Origin of the sequence: Rhizobium sullae (assembly GCF_025200715.1) — a bacterium.
GTDB classification, from domain to species: Bacteria; Pseudomonadota; Alphaproteobacteria; order Rhizobiales; family Rhizobiaceae; genus Rhizobium; species Rhizobium sullae.
In genome coordinates this window covers 3,098,155-3,123,040 of sequence record NZ_CP104143.1, presented here as the reverse complement: position 1 = coordinate 3,123,040, position 24,886 = coordinate 3,098,155, and the positions used below count along the sequence as shown (strand labels likewise).

The following is a 24,886-nucleotide window of genomic DNA, read 5'->3' as shown; positions in this document are numbered from 1 at the left end:
CTATTTCAGTCCGGTTCCGGCAATGCCGGTGGTGATGAAGCGCTGCAGGAAGATGAAGACGAGGACGACTGGGATCATCGTCACTACCGTCATCGCCAGGATGAAATGCCACTGCACATTGAGCTCGCCGGAATAGATGCTGAGGCCAACCTGCAGAGTATAGAGTTCCTTGCGCGATAGCACGATCAGCGGCCAGAGGAAGTCGTTCCAGCGCCAGACCACGGAGAAGATCGCAAGAACGGCGAGCGCGGGTGCGGTCAAGGGCAGGATGATGCGCCAATAGATCTGCCATTCCGACGCCTTGTCCATGCGGGCCGCGTCGATCAATTCGTCGGGAATGGTCAGCATGTACTGGCGCAGGATGAACACGCCGGTCGGCGTCGCCACGGTCGGCAGGATGACGCCCCAGAGATTGTTGAAGAGGCCAAGCGCCGAGACGATCGAATAGAGCGGTACCATGATCACCGAGAGGGGCACCATCAGAGTGGCAAGGATGAGCAGCATGGCAAAGGTCCGGCCGCGAAACTCGTATTTGCTGAGCGCAAAGGCCGCCATTGAATTGACCACGAGCGTAATCAGCGTTGCCGTTACCGTCACGAAGACGGAATTCCACAGATAGCGGACGAAATCGAAATGGGTGAAGGGTTCGGTATAGTTCTCCGACGCGAACGACATTTCGCGAACCGGGGTGCGCTGCGAGATGTTGACCTTGACGATCTCGCCCGGTTTTTGCGGATCGATCATCTGGCTCACGATGCCGATGCGCCGGACTTCGGCGAGTGTCGCCTTGCTGCCATCCGGCAGCGTGACGTTGTAGAGATCGAGCGGCTTGTCATAGCCTTCGACCGTCACTTTCTGAGTGACGTAGGGCAAGATAGTCGGCGGGAATTCGGCAAGGGCTGCCGGCGACTTGAATGACGAGCCGACGAGCCAGACGGCCGGGCCGAACATGACGAACAGGCCGCCGACGAGCCAGACCCAGGTGACGATGTCCGTCCAGTGCCAGCGCTTGCCGCCCTTGCGGCGCAGGATGAATTCGGCAACGCGGCTCATTTGCGGGCTCCTTTCTTTTCACTGGAGCGGCTGAGGCCGAGCTGCATCAGCGTCAGCACGACGAGGACGACACCCATGAGGATCGAGGCCGCCGCGGCAAGCCCAGGATTGCGCAACTGCGTGGCAAAGCCGGTCTCGTAGATATACTGGGTGAGGTAGAGCGTGCTGGTGCCCGGTCCGCCGCCTGTCAAGACGTAGACTTCGTCGAAGATCTGCACGGCCTTAATAAGGACGAGGACGACCACGACGAGCAGGTTGGGCGCAAGCAGCGGCATGGTGATGCGTAGGAACGCCCGCGTCGGCCGGGTGCCATCCATTTCGGCGGCTTCGTAAAGATCCTTCGGGATCGCCTGCAGGCCGGCGAGCAGGATCAGCGTGTAAAAGCCCATATGCGCCCAGATCGACACGCCGATCGTGGCGGCAAAGGCCCAGTTGCGATCGTTCAGCCAGGCATAGGGATCAAAGCCGAAACCGTAGAGGCCGAAGTTCATCAGGCCCTGGCGCTGCAGGATCCATTTCCAGATCAGGCCGACAACAACAGGCGACAACAGCACCGGAAAGAAGAACACCGCCCGCCAGAAGCTGCGCGCCGCCAGCTCACGGTTGAGGATCAGCGCGGTCACGAGCGAGACGGCGATCATCAGGGTAACCTGGATGATGACGAACCAGCCGGTATTGCCGACCGCCGTCCAGAACGTGTCTTCGGCGCAGCTATTGGCATTGAGATAGTTCGTGCAGTCGAACAGCCGGGCATATTGATCGCCGCCGACGAAGCTGCGATCCGGCAGGAAGAGGGCAGTCCCACCGGTCATCGAATAGGCGAAGTTGATGAAGAAGGGCAGAAGAACGAAGATGCCGAAGATCAGCATGTTTGGCAGCAGGAAAAAGGCCGCCATGCCGCTGATCCCGGTGACCCTTTGCAACCACCGCAGCGGCGCGTCGATCAGCCCCATCGTGAAGCGCACCGGCGCGAGAACGACTTCGCCAATACCGGAGCCGGTTTTTCCGGGAACATCTGCGTTCATTGCCCACCTCCCAGCGGCAGGTGGAAACTTACTCGTTTCCAGCTGCTGTCGCAGTTTGCAAATTGCTTCTCAAGACGTGCAAGTGGGAGGCGAGCGGCGACGCAGTTTTGCTGCCGCTGCTCGCCTCACTGTTAGCGGCCCGAGTCCTTGATCTTGGCCGCAATGTCCGCATCGATACGGGTGTAGGCTTCGGCCAGCGGCATTTCGCCCGCCGCTGCCTGGCTCACTCGTGTGACCAGCGCCGCATAGTAGGTGTCCGACCAGAACCAGCCGGGCAGCTTTCGGGCGATATCTGAAAGCGAGCCGGTCGCCCCGACGAAGATGTTCAGGGCTGCCTTTGCCTGTGCATCGTCAGTCTTGAAATCCAGACCCTTTTCGACCACGCCTTTGTGCGCAGGCAGGAACAGCGTGCGTTCGGAAAATTCCTTCACGATGTCTTCGCGTGCCAGATAATCCATGACCTTGGCCACTTCGGTCGGATTCTTGGTGTATTTGACCGCGACCAGCCCAGCGCCGCCGGTCATGCCGGTGCAATTTGCTGGACCGCAAGGGCTGCCGGTTGCGACCCAGTCGAAGTTCGAGCCGATCTTGGTCGAGAAGTTCGGGACCTGCCAGGAGCCGGAATAGTAGTAGGCAAGCTGGCCGTTGATGAAATCGTCGGCTCCGGCGCGGTAGGTCGAGCCAGCTGCAGACACCCAGACGTCCTTGCTCATCGTTCCGTCGCCGACCCAGCCGACGAATTTTTCGATGAACGCCTTGGCGCCGTCATCCAGCGGAGCGGGTTTTCCGTCGGCACCGATGTAGTTCGAGCCATAGGCTAGGATCGGCCCGCTCAAGCGGTGACCGGATCGGTCAAGCGCCATGGCGAAAGGCACCTGCTGGCTTTCGGCGACCTGCTTGGAGGCCCGGGCCCAGTCGTCCCAGGTCGCATCCTTGCCCGGCATGGCAATGCCCGCCTGGTCGAACAGCGTCTTGTTGGCAAAACCGCCGGCAAGCGTGATCTGCGTCATGAAGCCGGAAATCTGGTTGGACCCATCCGGACGCATCCAGTCGGCCTGAGCGCCGAAATTCGTGTCCCAGTAGGCGGCGTCGGCGACCAGTGGGCGAAGATCGAGCCAATGCTGGCTCATTGCCTTCAGGTTGGTGACGCGGGCGATATCCGGACCGTCGCCGGCTTCAAGCTGCACTGGCAGCTGTTCGCGCACGACCGTGTACGACACGTTGTCGAGCACGACGTTGATCCCGGGATTTTCCTTCATGAAGCGGTCGAGCAGGTCTTTCAGCACCTCGCCCTCGACGCCATCGGAATACCACATGATGCGGACGTCGCCGGCGAGTGCCGCCGTCGACGTCAAAAGCCCGACGGCAAGCGCCGCCAGCAGTGTTCTGGTCTTTCGCATTGTCTTCCTCCTCTTCCGTGCACGAGCCCTTCTCCCGCTCGCAGGTAAACGTCGCGCCGGTTTCTCCTACCAGGCGTTTTGCTATCAGTTGGCAGCCAGCATGGCGACCTCGCCGGCAACCGTGAAGTCCTTGGGCGAAATGGTGCGGCCCTCGGCCTCGACCGAACCGTCGGCGCGAAATGTTACTGTGCCGTATTCCGGGTCCTCGATAGCGAGCGAGCCGTCTTCCTTCTCCTCGACTGCAAGAGCCGTGAACCGGGCTTCCACCGCGGCAAGGGTGGAGGCCTCGCAGACCCGAACGATCCAGCGGGTTTTTCTGCCGTATTGGCGCAGTTCCGCATTGGCGGATGGACCATCCTTGATCGCAACGAGATCGGTGCTGCCGCGCAACATCATCGCGCCGTTCCCGCAGCGCGCCAGCGCAAGGGTTCCATTGACGCTGCTCTCGTCAAACTCGCCAACCGGAAACCAAGCATGGGTGAAATCCGGCTGCTCTTCAAAGGTGGAAAAGTCGAGTACGGCTAGCGCTCGGTACTGGTGGGCGCGAGGGAGGGTGCCGCAACCACCCCAAAAGGACGGCCGACCGTACCCGAACTGAATCGTTTCACCGGGATGGTTGATCCAGACGGTCGCTTCTGGCCGCTTGCCGAGCCGCAGATGCAGCACGGTTTCCTGGTACCCCCATTCGTTCCAGCGGTAATGGGCAGCGGACCCCATGGCGAAATCGCGGCTCTTATAGTGATAGAGCGCTGCAAACCTGTTTTCACCTTGCGCGAACCGCCATTCCTGATGCTCGTCGGCTTGATGGCAGGCGACCATGCCAAGGTTTTCCGGCACGGTCAGGCCATTGTCGCGCAGACATACAGCGAGCTGCGGCAACGCGTGCACGCGGCGGCCGTACCAGCCCTTGCCCCAGAGTAGACGGGCAACACCCGAAAGCTCCAGAGAACGGCCGGCGCAGAGCGTGTGTTCGTAGGAACGCCCCTGCGCTGCCGTCACCATGCCGTGATGCGCCGAGCGGCCGATCACTTCGCATAGGCGAATGATGCCCTTCCGCGCGCGCTCGGCGATGTCGGTATCGGGAGACAGGGCGGCGAGCGCGGTCAGCCCCTTGAGGTCGATCGGGAAATAGGGGGCGGAGTTGAACTCCGCCATTTCCCAGGCTTCGAAATGGTCGAGCCAGGCGCGAACACGGGCAGCGCCAACGGCGCTCTGCTCGGCGCCTGTGCGGCCGGAGCGGGCAAAGGTCTTGTCGGCCAGAAGATGTCCGGCGAGATAGGCGGAGGTGTGGAACAGCAGTGCGTGGTTCTCCGAGAAATACCATTGCACATCGTTGCCGGGCTCATCCATCCAGTAGCGGAAACCGAGGATAGCCTGGTCGATGCGGTCGCGCGTCGCCTCGCCGATGTCCTTGCCCCAGACGGTGCGCGACCAGATCAGCGGAACAAGCGAGAAATCCGCGCAGTCGTGGCAATCCTCGATCGAAGGTAGGATCTCCTCGATCATAGCATCGGTGTCGGCGCCACTGCGGCCGCTTGCCAGCCGCGCAAAGGCGCGGACGGTATCGCGCTCGGAGAATTCCGAGATTTCGTCCAGCGTTTCGGTGATCCGTTCGGCAAGCGCTGCCGGTGCTTCGCCCTGACGGCCGGCATGGCAGATCTCGACGCCGAGCGAGCGCGAGGCGACGAAGCCGCCGGCCTTCAGCGTGATGCGGAAGTGACGGAAGTCCGCGGGGGCGTTTTCCGAGGGGCCGATGACCAGATGCGCATCGCCGGCCATGAGCACGAAGTCGTAGTCGAAGCGTTCGGTCGACATGAAGTCGCCTTCGACGGCCACGTTGACATCGACATCCACCGGTAAGGGCTCGGCGAGAAGCAGTGTGATGTCGCCTTCGAAATAGGCCGTCTTGTCGAAATGCATGCTTTCGAGGGCGGCCTCGATCGTCTCGGCGATCTTGCCTTCGATCGGCACGGGCACGGCGACGTTTGCCGGCGGTCCGTCGAGATAATCAAGCTGGAAGAAATAGCGCGCATCGCGTTCGGCCAGATCGTCGAAGAAGATGGTGACCTCGTTCAGTCCTTCTTTGAGCGGAAGGTCGAATTCAGCCTTTGCCTCGAGGTTGCGGCTATAGGGCGCCATCCAGCCGGTCTCGTTGCCATTCAGCCAGAGAACCGCGCCGCCACAAGTACCGAGGCGGACCTTTGCCCTACCGGCTTTCTCGGCAGCGATGAATGTGCGGGCAAAGGTGGCAAGTCGCGTCGGGCGGAACCAGAAGCCGGAGAGATCGAGCCGCGGCGAGCCGAAAGGCAGCCACCAGCGCGCCGCGTCGAACGCGCCGCGCACGTCCGGCCGCTTGCCGCGATAGGTTTCGGCGAAGATCGTGCGGCAGGGATATTCGTGCGGGATGAAGTTCTTATGCTTCGTCAAGAAGAAGAACGGGTCCATCTCACCCTTCATCGGGGCGTCGGGAACGTCGAAACGCTCCTCGGCGATCGCGCCGAGCTGCCAGTAGCGGATGGCTTCGCCGGGGTTAAGCTCACGGTCCATAAGTGATCTCATCGGGCTCATTTCAGTTCCGCTAGGGCCACCGGGGCCACATCGTTATATTCCTGGTTTTCTCCGGTCATGCCCCAGACGAAGGCATAGGGGCCGGTGCCGGCGCCCATATGGATAGACCAAGCGGGTGACAAGACGGCGTCGCCATTGGCGACGATGAGGTGACGCGTTTCTTCCGGGCGGCCCATCAGGTGGATGATGCGATCTTCCGCCGCCATATCGAAATAGCAATAGGCTTCCATCCGGCGCTCGTGCACATGCGGCGGCATGGTGTTCCAGACGCTGCCCTCGGCAAGATCGGTAATGCCCATCAATAGCAGGCAGGACGGTGTCACCTCCGGATGAATGTACATGGCGAGCCGTCGCTTGTTCGATCGGCGGCCGTCTCCCAGATCGATAGCCTTCGATCCCGCCTTCTTGATCAGTCGGTGGGGGATGTCGGCGCCGGCGGGCACCGAGTTCATGTAGAACCGGGCAGGGTTCCTTCCCGAGAGGCTCGCCATGGCAATCTCGCGCGCACCGCGGCCGAGATAGAGCACGTCGCGGTTTTCCAGCGTGAAGGACCGCCCGTCGACGGTTACGGTGCCCGTGCCGCCGAGATTGGCAATGCCCATTTCGCGGGCAGACAGGAGATAGGGCGTGCCGATCTCGGCGCCGGAGCCGAAGGTCACGCTCTGGGAAACCGGCATCGCACCGCCGAGAAGCAGGCGATCGACATGCGTATAGGTGAAATTGACAGCGTCGGGCAGGAACAGGTCCGTCATCAGGAAGGCGCTGCGGAGCTGTTCCGTATCATAGGCTTTGACGTCTTCCGGTGCCGCTCCATACAAAATCTTCATCGTCACGCTGCTTGTCCTTCGGTGCCGACATGCTGCAGGCCTTCGGAGAGGCACAGGATTGCCAATGCCTGGCCGTAGCCGGTCGGTTGAATGGGGATATCCTTGTAGAACTGGAGATCGTGACCCATGCGCGTGCCGTAGGAGACGTTGAGCACGGTGCCGGTCTCGTCGATATTGTCCATCACCACCTGCAGGGCTTTCAGCCCGGCTTCACGCCATGCCGGCGTGCCGAGCCCGAGACGATAACCTTTCAGAAGGCCGTAGCCGATGCCAGCCGTAGCGGAAATCTCTTCGTAGGAGGTGGGATCGTCGAGCAAGGTGCGCCAGGCGCCGGACGGAGCCTGAAGCGCGAGCAGCGCATCGACCTGCGCCACGAGAACACCCTGAAGAAATTCTTTCACCGGCTTGCTGATTTCGGCGAGATCGAAGAAATCAAGTAGTCCCGCCGTGATCCAGGCATTGCCGCGCGCCCAGCGCGCTTCGGCAAAATTGTGCCGACCGTCAAAGGTCCAGCCGTGGAACCAGAGGCCGGTATTGGTGTCTGCGAGGTAACGCGTGTGGACGAGGAATTGCCGCGATGCCTCATCGACCAGTTCGGGCCGACTGCTTGCCTGACCGTAGGATGCCAGGAACAGGGCGACCATATAAAGGGTGTCGTCCCAGAGTTCGTTGTCGTTCACCTTATCGGAGACGTGATGCTCGAAACCGCCTTCCGGCGTGCGGCCCATGTCCGACATCACGCGGTTTGCCCAGTCGTCGAGGACCTGCTGCCAGCGGGGGTCGCGGGTCTTGGCCCAGAGCACTGAAAGGCCGAGCATCGGCGCGGTGGTATTGACGTTGAGTTGCGGCAGGCCCGCCTCGATGCGTGCCTGGTACCAGCCTTCGATGAGCTGCTGCAGATCGCGGCGGCCGGTGAAAAGCCAGAGCTTGATCAGGCCATAGAGGCCGACACCCTGCGGCCACTCCCAACTTTCGAAACTGATGTAGTCGCCGGCGGTTCCGTCGAGATTAGGTTCATGGAAGCGACCGTCGTGCTTCAGGCCGGTCGTTCCGGCAACAAGGCGATCGAGACCACCGCGAATATCGCGGCCATTCGGGGCCATGGTAATCCTCCCAACCTGTCCGCTCTTCGGCGGTTTCGCTGCCAAAATAAAGCCACGGGATTTTTTCTTGCGCAACCTGAAAATTTTTCTCATGATTGCGGCAAGGAGACGAGGATGACTGTGAAACCATTGCCGGGCAAACGCGGAAAGAAGAGCAAGCGTGTGCGTCTGGAAGACATTGCCGAAGCCTGCGGTGTTTCGCTGAGCACCGCCTCGCGTGCGCTTGCGGGCGAAAAAGGCGTCCGGCCGGAAATCCGCCAGCAGGTGCTCGAAGTCGCAAAAATTGCCAATTACGTCATTCCAACCGCGGTTGCGGGGCAGAAAGTCATTCTCGCCGCATCGAGCGCTGCCATGATCGACTATGTGCGCAACCAGTTCACGCTTTATGTCCTAGAAGGCTTGAAGGATCGGGCGCAGGCGCTCGGGCTCGAAATCATCACGCGGCCAATCGCAGGCAGACACGAGGAACTCGCCGTTCTGAAGGAGGCGCTGGATGATCCGCAGGTTGCCGGCCTGCTGTTTCTCACTGTCGATGACGAGGGCATGCTTGCCGCCACGCGCGGCTTTCACAAGCCTGTGGTCCTTCTCAATAGCGACGATCCGTTCATGCGGCTTTCCAGCGTCACGCCCTGCAACCGCTCAAGCGCACGGCTCGCCGCCGATCACCTGATCGATCTCGGCCACGAGCGTATCCTGTTCCTGATGCGGCCCGGCCGGCGCACCATCGAAAGGCGCTACGAAGGCTGGAAGGACGCCCTGCTGCATCGCGGACTACCCTTCGACGAGGGTCTCATGGTGCCTGTCGAAGACTGGCTTCCGGAGCTTGCAGCCCAAGCGGTCGCGGCGCGCATCGCTGCCCGAGGGCTCGATTTCACCGCCATACTGGCCGCCGGCGACAGCCTCGCCGTCGGGGCGATGATGGGTGTCCAGCAGTCCGGGTTTACTGTGCCGGGCGACGTTTCAGTGATGGGTATGGACGATCTTCCGCAGGCGGCCTTCCTCAATCCGCCGCTGACGACTATGCATATCCCAATGCGCGAGATCGGCTCGGTGGCGCTCGATCTGCTACGCGACAACCTCTCCAGCCTGCCCATGCCGCCGCGTCGCGTGGAACTTGCCTGCCATCTCGTTGAACGCGCGTCCACCGCTCGGCGCCGGCCTGTTTCAATTCACCAGATTTCTATGGATAGCCAGGATCGAGAGAGCTTTCCTCACTGACGGCGAATATTGGCAAGCCTCCGTGGTTTCAAGCCCCCGCAACAGATACACAATGTCCGCCCCGGAGACAGAGGTAACAGATCGTACCTAACACATGGGTGACAACCTCGTGCCGAACGGGTTGTCGACCGTTTGCAAGTCATCTGCTCCAGATCGATATATCCCAGATCATGTGCATGAAGCTGACGAGCCAAATGCCGTACCGGCGAAGGCCTCTGAAGCAGGAAAGGCGGGGCATGCGCTGGCATCCCCGCGCCAGCCGCAACGGCCCGGCGCAACTGCTGGATTGGGCGCGCCGGTTTTGATTAGCGCGCGTCGGTATAACCTTGCTGTTGGTTAGAACTGCGAATCCTTCACAGGACGGCATCAACGCTCGGTAATCAGCGGGCCTTTTGTTGAGTGGGAATACGATCCCGGAAATGGCAATGTGGTGGACGACACCGGACGCTTAGTTTGCCACTGTGTTGCCGCACGTTGCCAGGCGGATGTCTCTTCGGAAGTCCGACGGTGACATGCCTGCGATGTGGCGGAAGGATTTGTTGAAGGCGCTGATGGAGCCGAAACCGCTGTCCATCGCCACCTGAAGCACATTCGCGTCGTCGGCCATCAGCAACGCCTGGGCGCGTGAAAGGCGCAGCAGATTGAGGTATTTGCTGAGCGTCATCCCGGTCGATTTCTTGAAGACGTTCATTGCGTATTTCGGATGCAGATCCGCAGCACGGGCGATATCGACGGTGTCGATGTCCTCCATGAAATTGGCGGCGATGAAATCGCACATCCTGACTATGCTGCGCGACGATTGCGCATGGGGCTGTTCGGCCTCCGTTCCACCGTAGCCGACAGCCGTCATCGAATAGGGTTCGAATGCGATGCGCTCGATGCGGAGCAGCAACTCGTCGACGGCATGTTGCGCTTTTGCTGGATTGCCGGAGTTGGCGTAGCGGGACCAGCGGGAGAAGTTCTCTTTGTCTGCGGCGTCGGTGGCGGACGTCAGCAGCGTCGAGCCCTTCATCAGCCTGCTGGAAATTTCGGCAGGCAGGCGAAGACGGAAGAAATAGACAAGCGGCAGATGGGCTCCCGCATAGAGCGAATCGTCGGAGGATTCATCCATCTGATGCGGCTGGCCGCCCCAGAAGAGGCACATGTCGCCGGCCCTGAGCGTCATTTCGTGGTCGTTCATGCGGTAATGCACGATTCCGCGCATGATGTAGTTCACTTCCACCTGCGCGTGCCAGTGCGGCATGACCATGACCGGCGGATGGGCGTGGAACATCTGCAGCGTTGTCGGCAGGCCCTCGATACTGCTCGCACCCGGCTGATAGATGGCTCTGCTGGCAACCTTACTTTCCGCCAAATTCATATTCCCTTTTTAGGAGACAGGGGCTCCCTTGCATATAACTTAGCCACGTTCGCTAAAGGACGGCAATTGAAAAGGGAGGATTTTCAATGCGCTTCAAACTTATCGGTGCGACCGCTACGGTCGCGCTGCTGGCTTCCGGTTCCGCATTCGCGCAGTCGGGCAATCTCACCATCTGGAGCTGGAACGTCGCAGCATCGGCGCTGAAATCCACGCTCGAAGGCTTCAACAAGCAATATCCAGATATCAAGGTCACGGTGGAAGACCTTGGGAACAGCCAAGTCTTCGATAAGACACTTGCCGGTTGCGCCGCCGGCGGCGACGGTCTGCCGGACATCGTGACGATCGAGAATTTCGAGGCGGAAATCTTCTGGAACCGCTTCCCGGACTGCTTCGCCAATCTGAACGAACTCGGCTATACGCCGGAAATCCAGGCGAAATTTCCGGACTTCAAGCGCACCGAGTTGGAGGTGGATGACGTCGCCTATGCGATGCCGTGGGATTCCGGTCCGGTTGCCGTTTTCTATCGCCGCGACTTCTATGAAAAGGCCGGCGTCGATCCGGCGACGATCAAGAACTGGGACGATTTTATCGCGGCCGGCAAGAAGATTTCCGAAGCCAATCCCGGCGTCGTCATGGCGCAGGCCGATTTCAACGGCGACAGCGAATGGTTCCGGATGATCGCCAACGAGCAGGGCTGCGGCTATTTCGCTACCGACGGCCAAACGATCACCATCAACAAGCCGGCCTGCGTCGCAACCCTCGAAAAGGTCAAGCAGATGAAGGACGCCGGAACGCTGACGGCCGCCATCTGGGACCAGAAAATCCAGGCCAATACCGCAGGCAAGGTCGCAAGCCAGATGTATGGCGGCTGGTACGAAGGCACGATACGCTCCGGCTCGCCGGATCTTTCCGGCAAATGGGGCGTCTACATGATGCCTAGCCTCACGGCTGACGGCCCGCATGCCGCCAATCTCGGCGGTTCGTCGCTGGCCATCAACGCCAATTCCGAAAACAAGGAAGCGGCCTGGGCCTATCTGAACTATGCGCTGGCTACCAATGAAGGCCAGGTCACGATGTTGAAGTCCTTCGGCCTCGTCCCTTCGCTGTTGTCGGCCGTACAGGATCCTTTCGTCAACGAGCCGCTGCCTTACTGGGGCGGGCAGAAGGTCTGGGCGGACATCCTTTCGACGCTGCCGAAGATCGTACCGAGCCGCGGGACGGCGTTCCAGAGCGATGCGGATGCGATCTACAAGGCGGCGCAGACGAAATATTTCGCCGGCGGCTATCCGGACGCCAAAGCGGCGCTTGACGACGCGGCCAACCAGATCGCCTCGGCGACTGGCCTTCCGATCGCAGAATGAGCAACCGGCCGGGCGCCTGATGCGCGCCCGGCGTTCACCTTCAAGGTGGCTCGTTTCGCTTGTGAGGAGGATATAAATGCCATTCAGGACCCGGAGCGCCTATCTGTTCCTTGCGCCCTATCTTCTGGTCTTCGCCACCTTCTGGCTTTGGCCGATTATCAATTCGTTCCTGATCTCGTTCCAGAACACCCGCATCAATCCCTGGAAATACAGCTTTCAGGCCAATTGGGGACGCCTCTTCGGCGATCCGGCTTTCTATAATGCGCTCTACAATACGCTGATCATCCTGGTCATCCAGGTGCCGGTGATGATTGCGCTTGCAACCGTCATGGCGGTGCTTTTGAATTCACCGCTGCTGAAAGCGCGGCCTCTTTTCCGCTTCGCCTTCTTTGCGCCCGTCGTCGTCGGCGAGGTCGCCTATGCCGCCGTCTTCCGGCTGATGTTCAGCATCGATTTCGGTATCGTCAACAAGCTGATCGGTTCGGTCGGCATTGCTCCCGTTTCCTGGTTTGACAATGCGAATGCGGCAATGGCCCTCGTCATTATCGCAGTCACCTGGCGCTGGGCGGGCTACAACGCGATCATCATTTTGGCCGGCCTGCAGTCGATCCCTGACGATGTCTACGAGGCCGCGACGCTCGATCGCGTCAGCAAGGTACAGCAGTTCTTCCACATCACTCTGCCGCTCCTGAAGCCGATCATCCTCTTTTGCGTGGTGCTGTCGGTGATCGGCACGATGCAGCTTTTCACCGAACCGTTCCTCATCACCAATCGCGGTGGCCCAGGCGGCGGCACGGAAACGCTCGGCCTGCTTCTTTACCGGCAGGGCTTCACATCACTGAATTTCGGATACGCATCGGCGATCGCCTACACGATAGCCGCGCTGGCGATTGCAATTTCGCTGTTTAATCTGTGGGTCGGGAGGGAGCCGAAATGAGGTCGAGGTCCAAGTCGCAATCTCTCTTGATACGCAAGATCGCGCTGCATGCCGCTCTGACGCCGCTTGCCATCATCTGGCTCTTTCCGCTCTGGATGATGTTCGTCTTCTCGACCATGCCCGACAACGGCATCTTCAGCCCGGACATCGTGCTGTGGCCGTCGACAAACTTTGTCGAGAATTTCAGGAACCTGCAGGCCGATACAAATTTTCTGAGGGCGATGTTCATCTCGATCACCGTCGCGATCATCTATACCATCCTGTCGGTGATGCTGACATCGATGGCCGGCTGGGCGCTTGCGCGCTATAGGTTCATCGGCCGCTCCGTGGTCACAGCCATCATTCTTGGCACGATCACCTTGCCTTTCGCCGTTGTCGTGATCCCGCAATTCATCATGGTGGCGCGCGAATTCAAGCTGGCGAACACCTGGGTGGCACTCATCGTCCCGCCTCTCTTCAATTCGCTGGGCGTGCTCTTCATGCGCCAGTCCTTCTCGATGATGCCGAACGAGCTTTTCGACGCCGCCCGCGTCGAAGGCGTCAAGGAATGGCAGATATTCCTGCGCATCGCCTTGCCGCTTGCCCGGCCGACGATGGCGGCGCTGTCGATCATTCTCTTCCTCCACTCGTGGAACAATTATCTCTGGCCGCTGCTCATCAACTCCCGGCCTGGCATGATGACAGCGCCGGTGGCGCTCGGAACGCTGATCGGCCTCACCAAGGTTTCCTGGGGCGGCATCATGGCGGGCGCGATGCTGCTGACCGCACCGATCCTCGTCGTTTTCGTCCTGTTGCAGCGTCATTTCATCGCCGGCATCGCGGCCGGCGCAATCAAATAACAGGGGAGGCCGAATGGCAGAGCTTTCACTCAGGAATGTTGTCAAACGCTTTGGTGTCTTCGACGTGATCCACGGCGCCAATCTCGACGTGAAGGACGGCGAGTTCGTCGTCTTCGTCGGCCCTTCAGGCTGCGGGAAATCAACGCTGCTGCGGATGATCGCCGGTCTTGAAGATATCTCAGCTGGTGAGATCACGATCGGTGGTAGGGTCGTCAACAATGTCGAACCTGCCGATCGCGGCATTGCCATGGTCTTCCAGTCCTATGCGCTCTACCCGCATATGACGGTCGCGGATAACCTCTCTTTCGGCCTGCGTATGAATGGCAACCCGAAGGCGGATACCGAGAAACGGGTGCGCCACGCCGCCGAGATCCTGCAGATCAAGGAATTGATGGAACGCCGTCCGAAGCAACTCTCCGGCGGCCAGCGCCAGCGTGTTGCGATCGGGCGCGCTATTGTTCGCGAGCCGGAGGTCTTCCTCTTCGACGAACCGCTGTCGAACCTTGACGCAGAACTGCGCGTGCAGATGAGGGTGGAAATCTCGCGGCTGCACAAGCAGCTCGGCACGACGATGATCTATGTGACCCACGACCAGACGGAGGCGATGACGCTTGCTGACAAGATCGTCGTGCTGCGTGCGGGCAAGATCGAGCAGATCGGTGCGCCGCTCGACCTCTACGACGATCCTGCTAACCAGTTCGTTGCCGGTTTCGTCGGTTCGCCGAAGATGAATTTTCTGGCGGCGGAAGTTGTTGAAAGAGACGCCTCGAACGCAACCGTTGCCGTGACCGGGGACAGGAATGTCCGACTGACGCTGCCGGTTTCGGCGGTAACCGAAAAGGGCGCGCAGGTTACCCTCGGCGTGCGGCCCGAGCATTTTGCCGACCAGGGCAGCGGCGATGCCGACCTGACCGTCGCGGTCGACGTTGCCGAGCACCTCGGCAATACCAGCTATGTCTATGCGACCGCTGCGGGCGGCCAGCCGCTCATCATCGAACGTCCGGAATCCCGCTCTGCCGCCGATCGCGACACGCTTACCGTCGCAGTTTCCGCAAAACGCACCTTCCTGTTCGACAGCGCAGGCAATCGCTTGCGCTGACGAAATCCGCTCCCAAGACGAAGATACGAAAGAGGAATAGCCATGAGTTCAGAGCAACCGATCCGCTGGGGCATCATCGGTCCCGGCACCATCGCCCGCACCTTCGCAGACGGCATCGCGCATTCGCGGACCGGCAAATTGGTGGCTATCGCGAGCCGCAATCCGGAAAAACCGGGCCTCGGCGACGGCTTTCCCGGTGCCCGCATCGTCAAAGGCTATGATGCGCTGCTGACCGATCCGGAGATCGATGCCGTCTATATCGCCACGCCGCACACCGGCCATGCCGAATGGGCGATCAAGGCAATCCGCGCTGGCAAGCACGTGTTGGTGGAAAAGCCGATCGCGCTTTCGGCCTTCGATGCGGATGCGATCTACTATGAAGCGAAGAAGGCCGGCGTCTTTGCCGGCGAGGGCTTCATGTACCGCCTGCATCCCCAGACGGCGAAGATCGTCGAATTGGTGAAAAGCGGCGTGATCGGCACGGTGCGGATCATCCGCTCAAGTTTCGGCTTCAACATGGGCAGCTTCAAGCCAGAGCATCGGCTCTTCGCCAATGACAAGGCGGGCGGCGGCATTCTGGATGTCGGCGGCTATCCGGTTTCGATGGCGCGGCTGATCGCCGGAGCGGTTGAAGACAAGCCTTTCCTCGAGCCGCAGAAGGTTTCCGGCGTGGCGCACCTCGGCCAGTCGGGCATCGACGAATGGGCCTCCGCCGTTCTGAAATTTCCGAACGGCATCATCGCCGAAGTCTCCTGCTCGATCATGGCGCAGCAGGACAATACACTGCGTATCATCGGCTCCGAAGGCCGTATCGAGGTCAAGGATTTCTGGTTTGCCTCAGGTCACAAGGGCGGCATCGGCAAGATCGAGATATTCAAGGGCAATGAACAACAAGCGGTCGAGGTGAAGGAAGACCGCTGGCTCTATTCCTTTGAAGTCGACGCGGCCGGAGATGCAATCCGCGCCGGCGAGAAGGAATTCACTTCGCCGGGCATGAGCTGGACCGATTCCATCGGCAACCTCCGCGTTCTCGACCAATGGCGTGCCGCGGTCGGCCTTGAATACGGGGTCGAAAAAGCATCAAAACGCACCGCGAATATTGCGGGTGGGACAGTCCGGCGAGGCGACAGCGTTCCGCAGCGTCAGATACCAGGCATCTCCAAGCCCGCCTCCGTCGTGACGCTCGGATTCGAGTTCTTCCCGAGTTTTGCAGCCGCCTCGCTGACGCTCGATGCCTTCTACGAGGCGGGCGGCAACATCTTCGACACGGCTTATGTCTACGGTGGCGGCAAGACGGAGAGCATCTTCGGCGATTGGCACACGAGCCGCAACATTCCGCGCGAGGAGATCGTCCTGATCGGCAAGGGTGTGCATTCGCCGCTCTGCTATCCGGACATGATCGCCACGCAACTCGATCAGTCGCTCGACAGGCTGAAGACGGACTACGTCGATATTTACTTCATGCATCGCGACAATACCGGCGTGCCGGTTGGCGAGTTCGTCGATGCCATGGATGCGGAAGTCAACCGCGGCCGCATCCGCGGGATTTTCGGCGGCTCGAACTGGACGCGCGAGCGCATGGACGAGGCGATGGCCTATGCGGCAAAGAACGGCAAGGAAGCGCCTGCTGCTCTTTCCAACAACTTCTCGCTCGCTGAAATGCTCGATCCGATCTGGGCCGGATGCGTCGCAGCTTCGGACGATGATTGGAAGAAGTGGCTGAACGACAAGCAGATTCCGAACTTCGCGTGGTCGAGCCAGGGCCGCGGCTTCTTTACCGACCGGGCGGGACGCGACAAGCATGATGACGAGGAAATCGTCCGCTGCTGGTATTCCGAGCGCAACTTCGGGCGCCGTGACCGCGCGATTGAACTCGGGAAGGAGCTCGGGCGCAACCCGATCCATATCGCTCTAGCCTATGTCATCGCCCAGCCGTTCCCTGTCATTCCGCTGATCGGCCCGCGCACAATCGCCGAGCTGGAAGACAGCCTTTCAGCACTCGACATCAAGCTTACGCCCGAGCAGGTGAAGTGGCTGGAGGGCTGACGAACGAGAAAAGCGCGGGGAGGTAATCTCTGCGCCGCGACTTCCCGACGAATTGGGCGCCGCCATCCAGTGGAGTGGCGGCGTTTTAAATTGCAGCAATCGATCAGTTTTTAACCGTATCTTCCAGGAAGAAACGGCCAAGCGGATTCTGGTAGAAGTTCTCAATGTGCTTGCGGGAGACGTTGATGTACGGGCTGTAGTAAAGGTCGATCCAGTTGACGTCATCCTTCGCCATCTTTTGAAGATCGACATACATCTGCTCGCGCTTCTTTGGATCGATCTCCAGACGGGCCGCGGCTACCAGTTCCTTCACCTTTTCGTTCTTGTAGTTGGTCAAGTAGTTGTTGTTGGAGTCGTGCCCGAGCACGAAGGTCGTCTTCTGGTCCGGATCGAGAATGTCGTTCGTCCAGTAGTTGACCGAGATGTCGTAATCGCCGGCGACCGTCATATCCCATTCCTGGCTTGGATCGACTTTCTGCAGGTTGGCGATAATACCGGCCTTCTGAAGCTGCTGCTGGACCAGAACGGCGGTCTGTTCGTCAACTTCGTCGCCCGCGCGGATCAGATAGTTCAGCGTTAAGCCTGATGCGCCGGCTGCCGCCAGCATCTCCTTGGCCTTTTCCGGATCATAAGAGCGCTGCATGTTGTCTGCGTAATAATAGAGGGCGCCCTTCGGGACATAAGAATTGGCGAGGGTTCCCTGGCCGAAGGTCACGGCGTCGACGATCGCCTTCTTGTCGATCGCCATATCGAGTGCCTGGCGGACTTCCTTCTTGGCGAGTGCGCCGTGCGCATGATTGATCAGCAGATGGTCCTCGCGGGTCGAGGCATCGATAGTGACGGTAAGGTTCGGGTCCTTCTTGAGTTCTTCGACACGGGAGAAGGGCACGAAGATCGCGGCGTCGAGCTGGCCGGCCTGGACATTCAGCATGCGCGTGTTGTCGTCCGGCACGGAGATCCATTCGACGCCATCGAGCTTCACTCGATCCGCCTGCCAGAAATAGGGGTTTTTCTTCAGGATGATACGGTCGCCGCGGCGCCACTCGTCAACCACGAAGGCACCCGATGCGATTGGCTTTTCACCGTAAGCATCGGAGCCTATTTCTTCCATGCCTTTCTTCGAGATCACCGAGGCGTTCGGAAGTGCCAACGTCGAAAGAAATGGTACGGAAAGGTTCTTGAGCTTGACGGTCAGCGTGCGGTCGTCGGTTGCGACAGCCGTGTCGACGACCTTGTAGGAGTCGCTCCAGAGCGATGTCTCATCATCGCGAATGCGCAGCAGGCTATAGGCGGCATCCCCGGCCGTCAGCGGTGAACCATCGGAGAATTTGGCATCGCGGATCTTAAACGTATAGGTGAGGCCGTCGTCGGAAACGGTCCAGCTTTCGGCAAGGCCAGGCTCCAGCTTGGTTCCCGTCTTGTCGACACGTATCAGCACGTCATAGACATTCGAGAAGACCCAGTTGTCGATGTTCTGCGCCGTCTTGATCGGATCAAAAGTCGTCGAGTCTTCGCGACGCCCGATGGTTAGAACCCCGGCTGCGTCGGCATAGCTTGCACTTAGCGTGAGGCCAGCCACGATGGCTGCTAGCCCGACTATCTTCCATTTGTTTGTCATGCGTTTGTTCCCTTCGTTGTTATGGCATGCATTTGGCTGGCTGAAGCGGTGTGGACTGCGGCTCGTCGTGGCGCATTCCGGCCCGCAGCAACGGCTTGTCCGGATCGATATCGGGAATGGCGGCAATCAGGGCTGCGGTATAGGCATGCTTCGGCCGCGCGAAGACCTCCTCGGAGGATCCTTCTTCCACGATCTCCCCCTGATACATGACGACGACGCGCTCGCAGAGATTGCGCACGATGGCGAGGTCGTGAGCGATAAAGATCAGCGTCAACTTCATCTTTTCCTTGAGTTCGCGGAAAAGATCGATGATCTGTGCCTGGATGGTGACGTCGAGAGCCACCACGCACTCGTCGGCGATGATGAGCTTCGGGTCGACTGCGAGCGCCCGCGCGATTCCCGCGCGCTGGCACTGGCCGCCGCTCATACTGCGCGGCTTGCGATTGGCGAATTCGCGCTCCAGTCCGACGAGATCGAGCAATTCGCCGATCCGTGCCGGAATGTCCGCTGCCGCGATCTTGCCGTGCACCTTCAACACTTCGCCAAGCATGCTGCCAATCGTCAGTCGAGGATTGAGCGCGTTATAGGGATCCTGGAAAACCATCGCTGTCTCGTGGCGCAGTTTGGCAAGGCCGGAGGCCTTCTGCTGTGCGATGTCGATGCCGTCAAACGTCACATGTCCGGAGGAGATCGGTGCGAGTCCCAGAACTGCCCGTGCGAGCGTACTCTTGCCGCTGCCGGACTCTCCGACGATGCCGACAGTTTCGCCGGGCATCACTCGCAGGCTGACACCCGAGACGGCACTCACGCTCTTGCCGCTTCCCTTGAAAAGGCTGCCGCCGACTTTGAAGCATACATTCAGGTCGTCGACTTCGAGAAGAGGTTTGGTGACGCCACTCGCCTTAATCACCTCGACAGGAGCGGAGTCGGGCATGGACGGGTGGCTATTGATCAGATTGGTCGTGTAGGGATGCTGAGGCTTGGAAAGGATCGCACGTTTCGGCCCCTCCTCGAGCAGCTTGCCGCCGCGAAGCACGGCAATCCGGTCACAAGTCTGGGCGACGATGCCGAGATCGTGGGTAATGAGAATGATGGAGAGGCCACGCTTGTCGCGTATTTCCATCAGCAGTTTCAGGATTTGAGCCTGGATCGTTACATCCAGCGCCGTAGTCGGCTCGTCGGCGATCAGGATTTTCGGATTACATGAAAGCGCGACACCGATCATCGCACGCTGGCGCATGCCGCCTGAAAATTCATGCGGATAGCTATCATATTGCCGAGCCGGGTCAGGAAAGCCGACTTGGCTCAGAATTTCCGTCGCGGCAGCGCGCGCGCCTCGCGCATTCAATCCATGATGATAGCGGATGCCTTCAGCGATCTGGTCGCCTATCCGCATGACCGGATCGAGATGGCTTGTCGGGTTCTGAAAGATCATCCCAATTTCGCTGCCGCGAACGGCCAGCATCTCGGCGTCGCTGACCTTCGTCAGATCGCGGCCTTCGAGGAGAACAGACCCGCCTTCGATCCTGAGAAGCGACGACGGCAGCAGCCGCACTAGCGAACGGCAGAAAAGGCTTTTACCCGAACCGCTTTCGCCGACGAGACCGAGGATTTCGTCCTTGCCGAGATCAAGCGACACGGCGTCTATTAGGGTGCGTGTACCGGTGTCGAGATGGCCCCTGATGGTCAGGTCGCGGACGGAAAGGACGGGGGCGCTCATTCGTGGACCCCAAGCAATTCGGCGAGCCCGTCGCCAAGCATGCTGAAACCGAAAGCAAGGCAGACGATGGAAAGGCCGGGGAAGAGCGTGATCCACCAGGCCGTCGTGATGAAGCTCTGGCCTTCCGCGACCATGACGCCCCACTCGGCAAGCGGAGGCTGTACACCAAGGCCGAGATAGCTGACGGCCGCGCCGCTCAAGAGCACAAGCGTCGCATCCGACATCGAAAAGACAATCGACCCGGCGACCGCATTCGGCAGCAGATGGCGGAACATGATGCGGAAGCGGCTGAAGCCGAGGCTGACGGCAGCGATGGCGTAGTCGGCGTTCTTAAGCGTCAGCATTTGAGCCCTGATCAGCCGCGCATAGGAGACCCAGCCGACCAAGGCCATGGCGATGTAAAAGCTCCCCAAGCCCGGCCCAAGAATGGCGATGATCGAGAGCATCAGCACTAGGAAGGGAAATGCGAGGATGATGTCAACGAGCCGCATGAACAGCGCATCGACCGCCCCGCCGAAGAAGCCCGCGATCGTGCCGACGGCGGTCCCGATCAGGAACGGAAAGAGGACGCCGATCACCGCGATCTGCAGGTCGATCCGTGTGCCCCAGATGACGCGCGAAAGAATGTCCCGACCGAAATTGTCCGTGCCAAACGGATGGAGAAGACAAGGTGATTGGAGACGAACATCGGCATTCTGGAGGATAGGATCATAGGGCGCAATGAGAGGCGCGCCGATCGCGAGCAGAAGGAAGAACAGCAATATGCCGCCGCCGATCGCGAGCGCGAGCCGCTTGCCGAAAAACCGGCGCCAGCTGAAGGGGGAGGGCTCGATCGCCTGGACGCTCATAGCTTCACCCTCGGATCGGCGGCAACCGTCACGATGTCGGCGATGAAGTTGACGAGTACGGTGGCGCACGCGAAAACCATGGCGACACCCTGGACGACCATATAGTCGCGGGAGAAGATGGCGCGCACTAGTAACTGTCCCATGCCGGGCAGTGCGAAGATGCTTTCCAAAACGACCGTTCCACCGATCAGCCAGCCGACATTGACCGCCAGCAGGTTGATTGTCGGAACCAAGGAGTTCGGCACAACGTGGCGCCAAAAGACGATGCTTTCCGGCATTCCGCGCGCCCGCGCCGCCGTCGCGACATCCGACTTCAGGGCTTCGACCATCGCAGCACGCAGGCTACGCGTCAGTACTGTGGAGAGGGAAAGCGCAATGGTGAGGCTTGGCAGGACGAGATGCGCCAGTTTATCGCCGATGCTACTGCCATAGCCGGAAACTGGGAAAACGCCAAGTTGGACGCTGAAAAGAATGATCAGCATTAGCCCCAGCCAGAAAGGGGGAAAGCCGATGCCGAAAGTCGAGATAATGCGAACGGCATGATCCGGCGCCCGGCCGCTGTTGCGAGAGGCGATCGCGGCCACGGGAATGGCGATTGCAACCGACAGAATCACGCTGGAGATCACGAGCGCCGTCGTTGGTTCGATGCGCGTTAGGATGAGTTGGAGAACGTCTATCTTGTAGAGGATGGACCTGCCCATCTCACCATTTGCGAGATTTTTGAGAAAATAGAAATATTGCAGCCAGAGAGGCTGATCCAGCCCGTATTGTGCGCGGACGTTCGCGAGGGCCGTGGGCGTGGCGCGGGCGCCCAGGATGACACGCGCGGGATCTCCTGGAATAAGTCGCACCAGAATGAAGGTGATGACGCTGATGCCGAAAATGACCGGCAGGAATTGCAGCGGTCTTGTCAGAACGAACTTATAGCGATGCATGGCAGCGATCGCCCTCCTGCCTTCGTCCGGTTTTGATCGCGTCTTCCCGCATCAGTCCGCCCTATGACGCGAGAGGAAACCGAGAAGTGCGGGATAGTAGTCTCCGGGATTCTCATAGAAGGGCATATGGCTTGCGTTGGCAAATACCTTGAGTTCGGCGTCGGGCAGCGCAAGCTTCATACGCAGCGCGCACGCGGGTGTCAGTTCGTCATGTTCGCCGGTTGTGATCAGCACCGGGACTTTAATGCGATGGAGGTCGGGAATGCGGTTCCAGTCCTTCAGATTGCCGATATAGAGAAATTCATTCGGTCCCTGTATCGTGGTGTAGGGTCCCATATTCCAGTCGTCGAGCGACCGGCGCACCGGCACCGGCCATTCCGGCAGGCGGCAGACGTGCCGATAGTTCAGGATCGTTACAGCGGCCAGATATTCGGGATGAGCGTAGATTCCCTGCGCCTCATGCTTCTGCATCATCGCGACGGTTTCGGGACCGAGTGCGGCTCTCAGCCGCGCCAGCTCGGAGACGAGGTGCGGCATGTCGGCAACGGTATCCTCGAGAATGAGTGTTCGAAGATTTTCAGGGTAGGTGAGGGCATAGTCGATAGCCAGCCAGCCGCCCCAGGAATGACCAAGCATGTGGACCTTGCCAAGGCCGAGTGCTTTCCGCACGGTCTCGGTTTCCTCGACATATCGGCCGATCGTCCAAAGCGAGGCATCCTCCGGCCGATCAGAGAAGCCGGTGCCGAGCTGGTCGAACGTGACGACGCGATAGCCTTGATCGATGAGGCAGGAATGCGCCTCACGCAGATAGTCACAGGGAAGACCGGGGCCGCCGTTCAGGCAGAAGACGGTCTCACTGCCGTTGCCGTGACTATAGGCGACCACGCGATAGCCGTCGACTTCCACTTCAAAGCGGTCGTCTGGCTCTATCTCTCGCCACATTATGGCTCTCCAGCAAAGATTTTACTTGCTCAACATTTGGGCGTGGCTAAATTTTTACCAGAAGAGGCGAACCAGGCTAGCTATAAGAAGTGATAGGTCGCCCCAAACGTTGCGCCGCGGGGTTCGTTATGCTCGACGAAATTGGAACGATCAGACGGCAGTTCACCGCTCATTCGACTTTGGATGGCCGGATCGATCAAGTGTTCGAAGCAATGAAACACCTGGGCTACGAAGCGCTGATCTATGACTATACGCCGGTCGCCTTCGATCTTGACGGCGAGATCATGATTCCGTCGCTTCTGAAACTGCGCAATATTTCAGAGGACATGCACGAATACTGGTGCAATCGCGGTTACTTTCGCATCGATCCGGTTCAGCAGGTAGCGCTGCGCACATCGGCTCCCTTCTTCTGGAACTATGATGCGGACGCCGACACGCTCATCAGACGCTTCATGAGCAGGGATACGGAACCGGTCGCGCGCTATCTCGGCGAGCGGGACATGTCGACAGGCGTCACTGTTCCCGTTCATATGCCGCATGGCGACTACGCGACAGTGACAGGCATACGTTTCGGGGCCAAACGGGATTTCGAGATGGATGCTCTGCGCTATATCGCGGATTTCAATCTTCTCGCCCACGTTTTCCATGAAGCCGCTTACGGGCTCTTCGATGCAGAGGCACGCAGCGTCGGCAAGATCCGGCTGACCGAGCGCGAGCGCGAATGCCTGCGCTATTCCGCGGAAGGCTATTCGGCCAAGGAGATTTCCCGCATTATCGAGCGTTCGGTTCCGACGGTCGTCATGCATCTCAATGCCGCCGCCAAGAAGCTTGGTGCTAAAAACCGTACGCAAGCGGTGGTGCGTGCCACGCATTACCGTATGCTTGAAAAACCAGCCATCCTATAACTTGTGATAGCTGCCGCAGGCCCGAACGCCACGTTATGTTTCCATCGCCCCTAGCAACAGATGGAGAATGTCGTGGCTGCTGTGATGTCGAAGGAAGCCTATTTGCCCTTTCGGGAGTATAGCACCTGGTTTCGGGTTACAGGATCGTTCGATAGTGGCAAGCTGCCTTTGATCGTGGCCCATGGCGGACCAGGATGCACGCATGATTACGTCGATTCCTTCAAAGATATATCCGAGCTCGATGGCCGTCCGGTCATCCATTACGACCAGCTTGGAAACGGCAATTCGACACGTCTGCCGGAGAAAGGTCCGGATTTCTGGACAGTCGCTCTTTTCCTCGAGGAACTCGACGCGCTGCTGGGGCACTTGGGCATTCACGAGCGGTATGCCTTTCTCGGCCAGTCCTGGGGCGGCATGCTGGGTGCCGAACATGCCGTGCGCCGGCCAAAGGGTCTTAAGGCGCTCATCATCGCCAATTCGCCGGCCAACATGCATACCTGGGTCGCGGAAGCCAATCGGCTGCGCAAAGAGCTGCCTAAGGAGGTTCAGGATACGCTGCTGCAACACGAGCTGGCCGGCACACTTACCGACCCGGACTATATTGCCGCCTCGCGGGTCTTCTACGACCGCCATGTCTGCCGCGTGGTGCCCTGGCCACCCGAAGTGGCTCGTACTTTCGCAATCATGGACGAGGATAGCACGGTCTATCGCAACATGAACGGTCCGACGGAGTTTCACGTTATCGGTACGATGAAAGATTGGACGATCGAAGATCGCCTCGATCAGATCCACGCTCCCACGTTGGTGATTTCCGGGAAATACGACGAAGCGACGCCAGAGGTGGTCAGGCCGTATTTGGAGCGCGTTCGCGGTTGCGAATGGGTGCTCTTCGAAAATTCCAGCCATATGCCGCATGTCGAGGAAAAAGAGCTTTGCCTTTCCACGATATCCCGCTTCCTCTCACGGCACAATTGAGCGGTTGAGGCCAAGCGTCAGGCAGTCCAATAGCCTCTATTGATCGCCGAGCTCAGGTGCGCCGAGCTGCCCTCCATTAGTATGAGAAGCATTCGTTTGACACGCGA

General features: G+C 59.7%; 20 protein-coding genes. 8 read left to right on the top strand and 12 right to left on the bottom strand.

Translation table 11 applies throughout. The annotated features are described in order from the left end of the window. The 6 genes from N2599_RS15720 to bglB form a co-directional block, all read right to left on the bottom strand. Nucleotides 1-1,053, bottom strand: coding sequence for a carbohydrate ABC transporter permease (locus tag N2599_RS15720; protein WP_027507856.1), 1,053 nt, complete (start codon nucleotides 1,051-1,053; stop codon nucleotides 1-3). Beyond that, nucleotides 1,050-2,078 (bottom strand): carbohydrate ABC transporter permease, encoded by a 1,029-nt coding sequence (locus N2599_RS15715; protein ID WP_027507857.1) that lies wholly within the window; start codon nucleotides 2,076-2,078, stop codon nucleotides 1,050-1,052. Before N2599_RS15715 ends, N2599_RS15720 begins: the two co-directional genes overlap by 4 nt. 131 nt (nucleotides 2,079-2,209) lie before the next feature. Then, a complete protein-coding gene (locus N2599_RS15710) occupies nucleotides 2,210-3,478 on the bottom strand; it encodes an ABC transporter substrate-binding protein (RefSeq protein ID WP_027507858.1) in 1,269 nt (422 codons plus the stop codon). Nucleotides 3,479-3,562: 84 nt separating this feature from the next. Next, nucleotides 3,563-6,046: a hypothetical protein gene (locus tag N2599_RS15705; RefSeq protein WP_051336429.1), complete on the bottom strand. Its 2,484-nt coding sequence runs from the start codon at nucleotides 6,044-6,046 to the stop codon at nucleotides 3,563-3,565. Further along, complete coding sequence (kduI, locus tag N2599_RS15700; RefSeq protein WP_027507860.1) at nucleotides 6,043-6,879, bottom strand: 5-dehydro-4-deoxy-D-glucuronate isomerase; 837 nt, start codon at nucleotides 6,877-6,879, stop codon at nucleotides 6,043-6,045. The genes N2599_RS15705 and kduI overlap by 4 nt, the downstream gene beginning before the upstream one ends. Continuing rightward, complete coding sequence (bglB, locus tag N2599_RS15695; protein WP_027507861.1) at nucleotides 6,876-7,976, bottom strand: beta-galactosidase BglB; 1,101 nt, start codon at nucleotides 7,974-7,976, stop codon at nucleotides 6,876-6,878. Before bglB ends, kduI begins: the two co-directional genes overlap by 4 nt. 114 nt (nucleotides 7,977-8,090) lie before the next feature. Between bglB and N2599_RS15690 the strand changes: the two genes are divergently transcribed. Then, nucleotides 8,091-9,194, top strand: a complete 1,104-nt coding sequence (locus tag N2599_RS15690; RefSeq protein ID WP_027507862.1) for a LacI family DNA-binding transcriptional regulator — start codon at nucleotides 8,091-8,093, stop codon at nucleotides 9,192-9,194. 448 nt (nucleotides 9,195-9,642) lie between these two features. Here N2599_RS15690 and N2599_RS15685 read toward each other — a convergent pair whose 3' ends face one another. Then, nucleotides 9,643-10,554, bottom strand: a complete 912-nt coding sequence (locus tag N2599_RS15685) for a helix-turn-helix domain-containing protein (protein WP_027507863.1) — start codon at nucleotides 10,552-10,554, stop codon at nucleotides 9,643-9,645. Nucleotides 10,555-10,640: 86 nt separating this feature from the next. Here N2599_RS15685 and N2599_RS15680 point away from each other — a divergent pair, with 86 nt between their 5' ends. The 5 genes from N2599_RS15680 (at nucleotide 10,641) to N2599_RS15660 (ending at nucleotide 16,836) form a co-directional block, all read left to right on the top strand. Further along, nucleotides 10,641-11,915, top strand: coding sequence for an ABC transporter substrate-binding protein (locus N2599_RS15680; protein WP_027507864.1), 1,275 nt, complete (start codon nucleotides 10,641-10,643; stop codon nucleotides 11,913-11,915). Nucleotides 11,916-11,991: 76 nt separating this feature from the next. Continuing rightward, the gene (locus N2599_RS15675; RefSeq protein WP_027507865.1) at nucleotides 11,992-12,852 is read left to right on the top strand and encodes a carbohydrate ABC transporter permease; all 861 of its coding nucleotides are present in this window, start codon (nucleotides 11,992-11,994) and stop codon (nucleotides 12,850-12,852) included. Then, nucleotides 12,849-13,691: a carbohydrate ABC transporter permease gene (locus tag N2599_RS15670; protein WP_027507866.1), complete on the top strand. Its 843-nt coding sequence runs from the start codon at nucleotides 12,849-12,851 to the stop codon at nucleotides 13,689-13,691. The genes N2599_RS15675 and N2599_RS15670 overlap by 4 nt, the downstream gene beginning before the upstream one ends. Before the next feature lie 13 nt (nucleotides 13,692-13,704). Then, complete coding sequence (locus N2599_RS15665; RefSeq protein WP_027507867.1) at nucleotides 13,705-14,790, top strand: ABC transporter ATP-binding protein; 1,086 nt, start codon at nucleotides 13,705-13,707, stop codon at nucleotides 14,788-14,790. Nucleotides 14,791-14,832: 42 nt separating this feature from the next. Further along, the gene (locus N2599_RS15660) at nucleotides 14,833-16,836 is read left to right on the top strand and encodes an aldo/keto reductase (protein WP_027507868.1); all 2,004 of its coding nucleotides are present in this window, start codon (nucleotides 14,833-14,835) and stop codon (nucleotides 16,834-16,836) included. Nucleotides 16,837-16,939: 103 nt separating this feature from the next. On the opposite strand, the gene N2599_RS15655 is transcribed toward N2599_RS15660, so the two are convergent. The 5 genes from N2599_RS15655 to N2599_RS15635 are packed head-to-tail and all read right to left on the bottom strand — an operon-like array spanning nucleotide 16,940 to nucleotide 22,899. Continuing rightward, nucleotides 16,940-18,454, bottom strand: coding sequence for an ABC transporter substrate-binding protein (locus N2599_RS15655; RefSeq protein WP_027507869.1), 1,515 nt, complete (start codon nucleotides 18,452-18,454; stop codon nucleotides 16,940-16,942). Between the two features lie 19 nt (nucleotides 18,455-18,473). Next, complete coding sequence (locus tag N2599_RS15650) at nucleotides 18,474-20,174, bottom strand: dipeptide ABC transporter ATP-binding protein (RefSeq protein WP_027507870.1); 1,701 nt, start codon at nucleotides 20,172-20,174, stop codon at nucleotides 18,474-18,476. After that, entirely contained in the window at nucleotides 20,171-21,022 is an 852-nt protein-coding gene (locus tag N2599_RS15645) for an ABC transporter permease (protein ID WP_027507871.1), read from the bottom strand. Before N2599_RS15645 ends, N2599_RS15650 begins: the two co-directional genes overlap by 4 nt. Beyond that, nucleotides 21,019-21,957 (bottom strand): ABC transporter permease, encoded by a 939-nt coding sequence (locus tag N2599_RS15640; RefSeq protein WP_027507872.1) that lies wholly within the window; start codon nucleotides 21,955-21,957, stop codon nucleotides 21,019-21,021. The genes N2599_RS15645 and N2599_RS15640 overlap by 4 nt, the downstream gene beginning before the upstream one ends. A 51-nt stretch (nucleotides 21,958-22,008) precedes the next feature. Continuing rightward, complete coding sequence (locus N2599_RS15635; RefSeq protein WP_027507873.1) at nucleotides 22,009-22,899, bottom strand: proline iminopeptidase-family hydrolase; 891 nt, start codon at nucleotides 22,897-22,899, stop codon at nucleotides 22,009-22,011. Nucleotides 22,900-23,027: 128 nt separating this feature from the next. Between N2599_RS15635 and N2599_RS15630 the strand changes: the two genes are divergently transcribed. Then, on the top strand, nucleotides 23,028-23,804 hold the full coding sequence (locus N2599_RS15630; RefSeq protein WP_027507874.1) for a LuxR family transcriptional regulator: 777 nt from the start codon (nucleotides 23,028-23,030) through the stop codon (nucleotides 23,802-23,804). A 60-nt stretch (nucleotides 23,805-23,864) separates the two neighbouring features. Next, nucleotides 23,865-24,779 carry a proline iminopeptidase-family hydrolase gene (locus N2599_RS15625; protein WP_027507875.1) on the top strand — a complete coding sequence of 305 codons (915 nt, stop codon included), beginning with the start codon at nucleotides 23,865-23,867 and terminating at the stop codon, nucleotides 24,777-24,779. The last annotated feature ends 107 nt before the right edge of the window (nucleotides 24,780-24,886 follow it).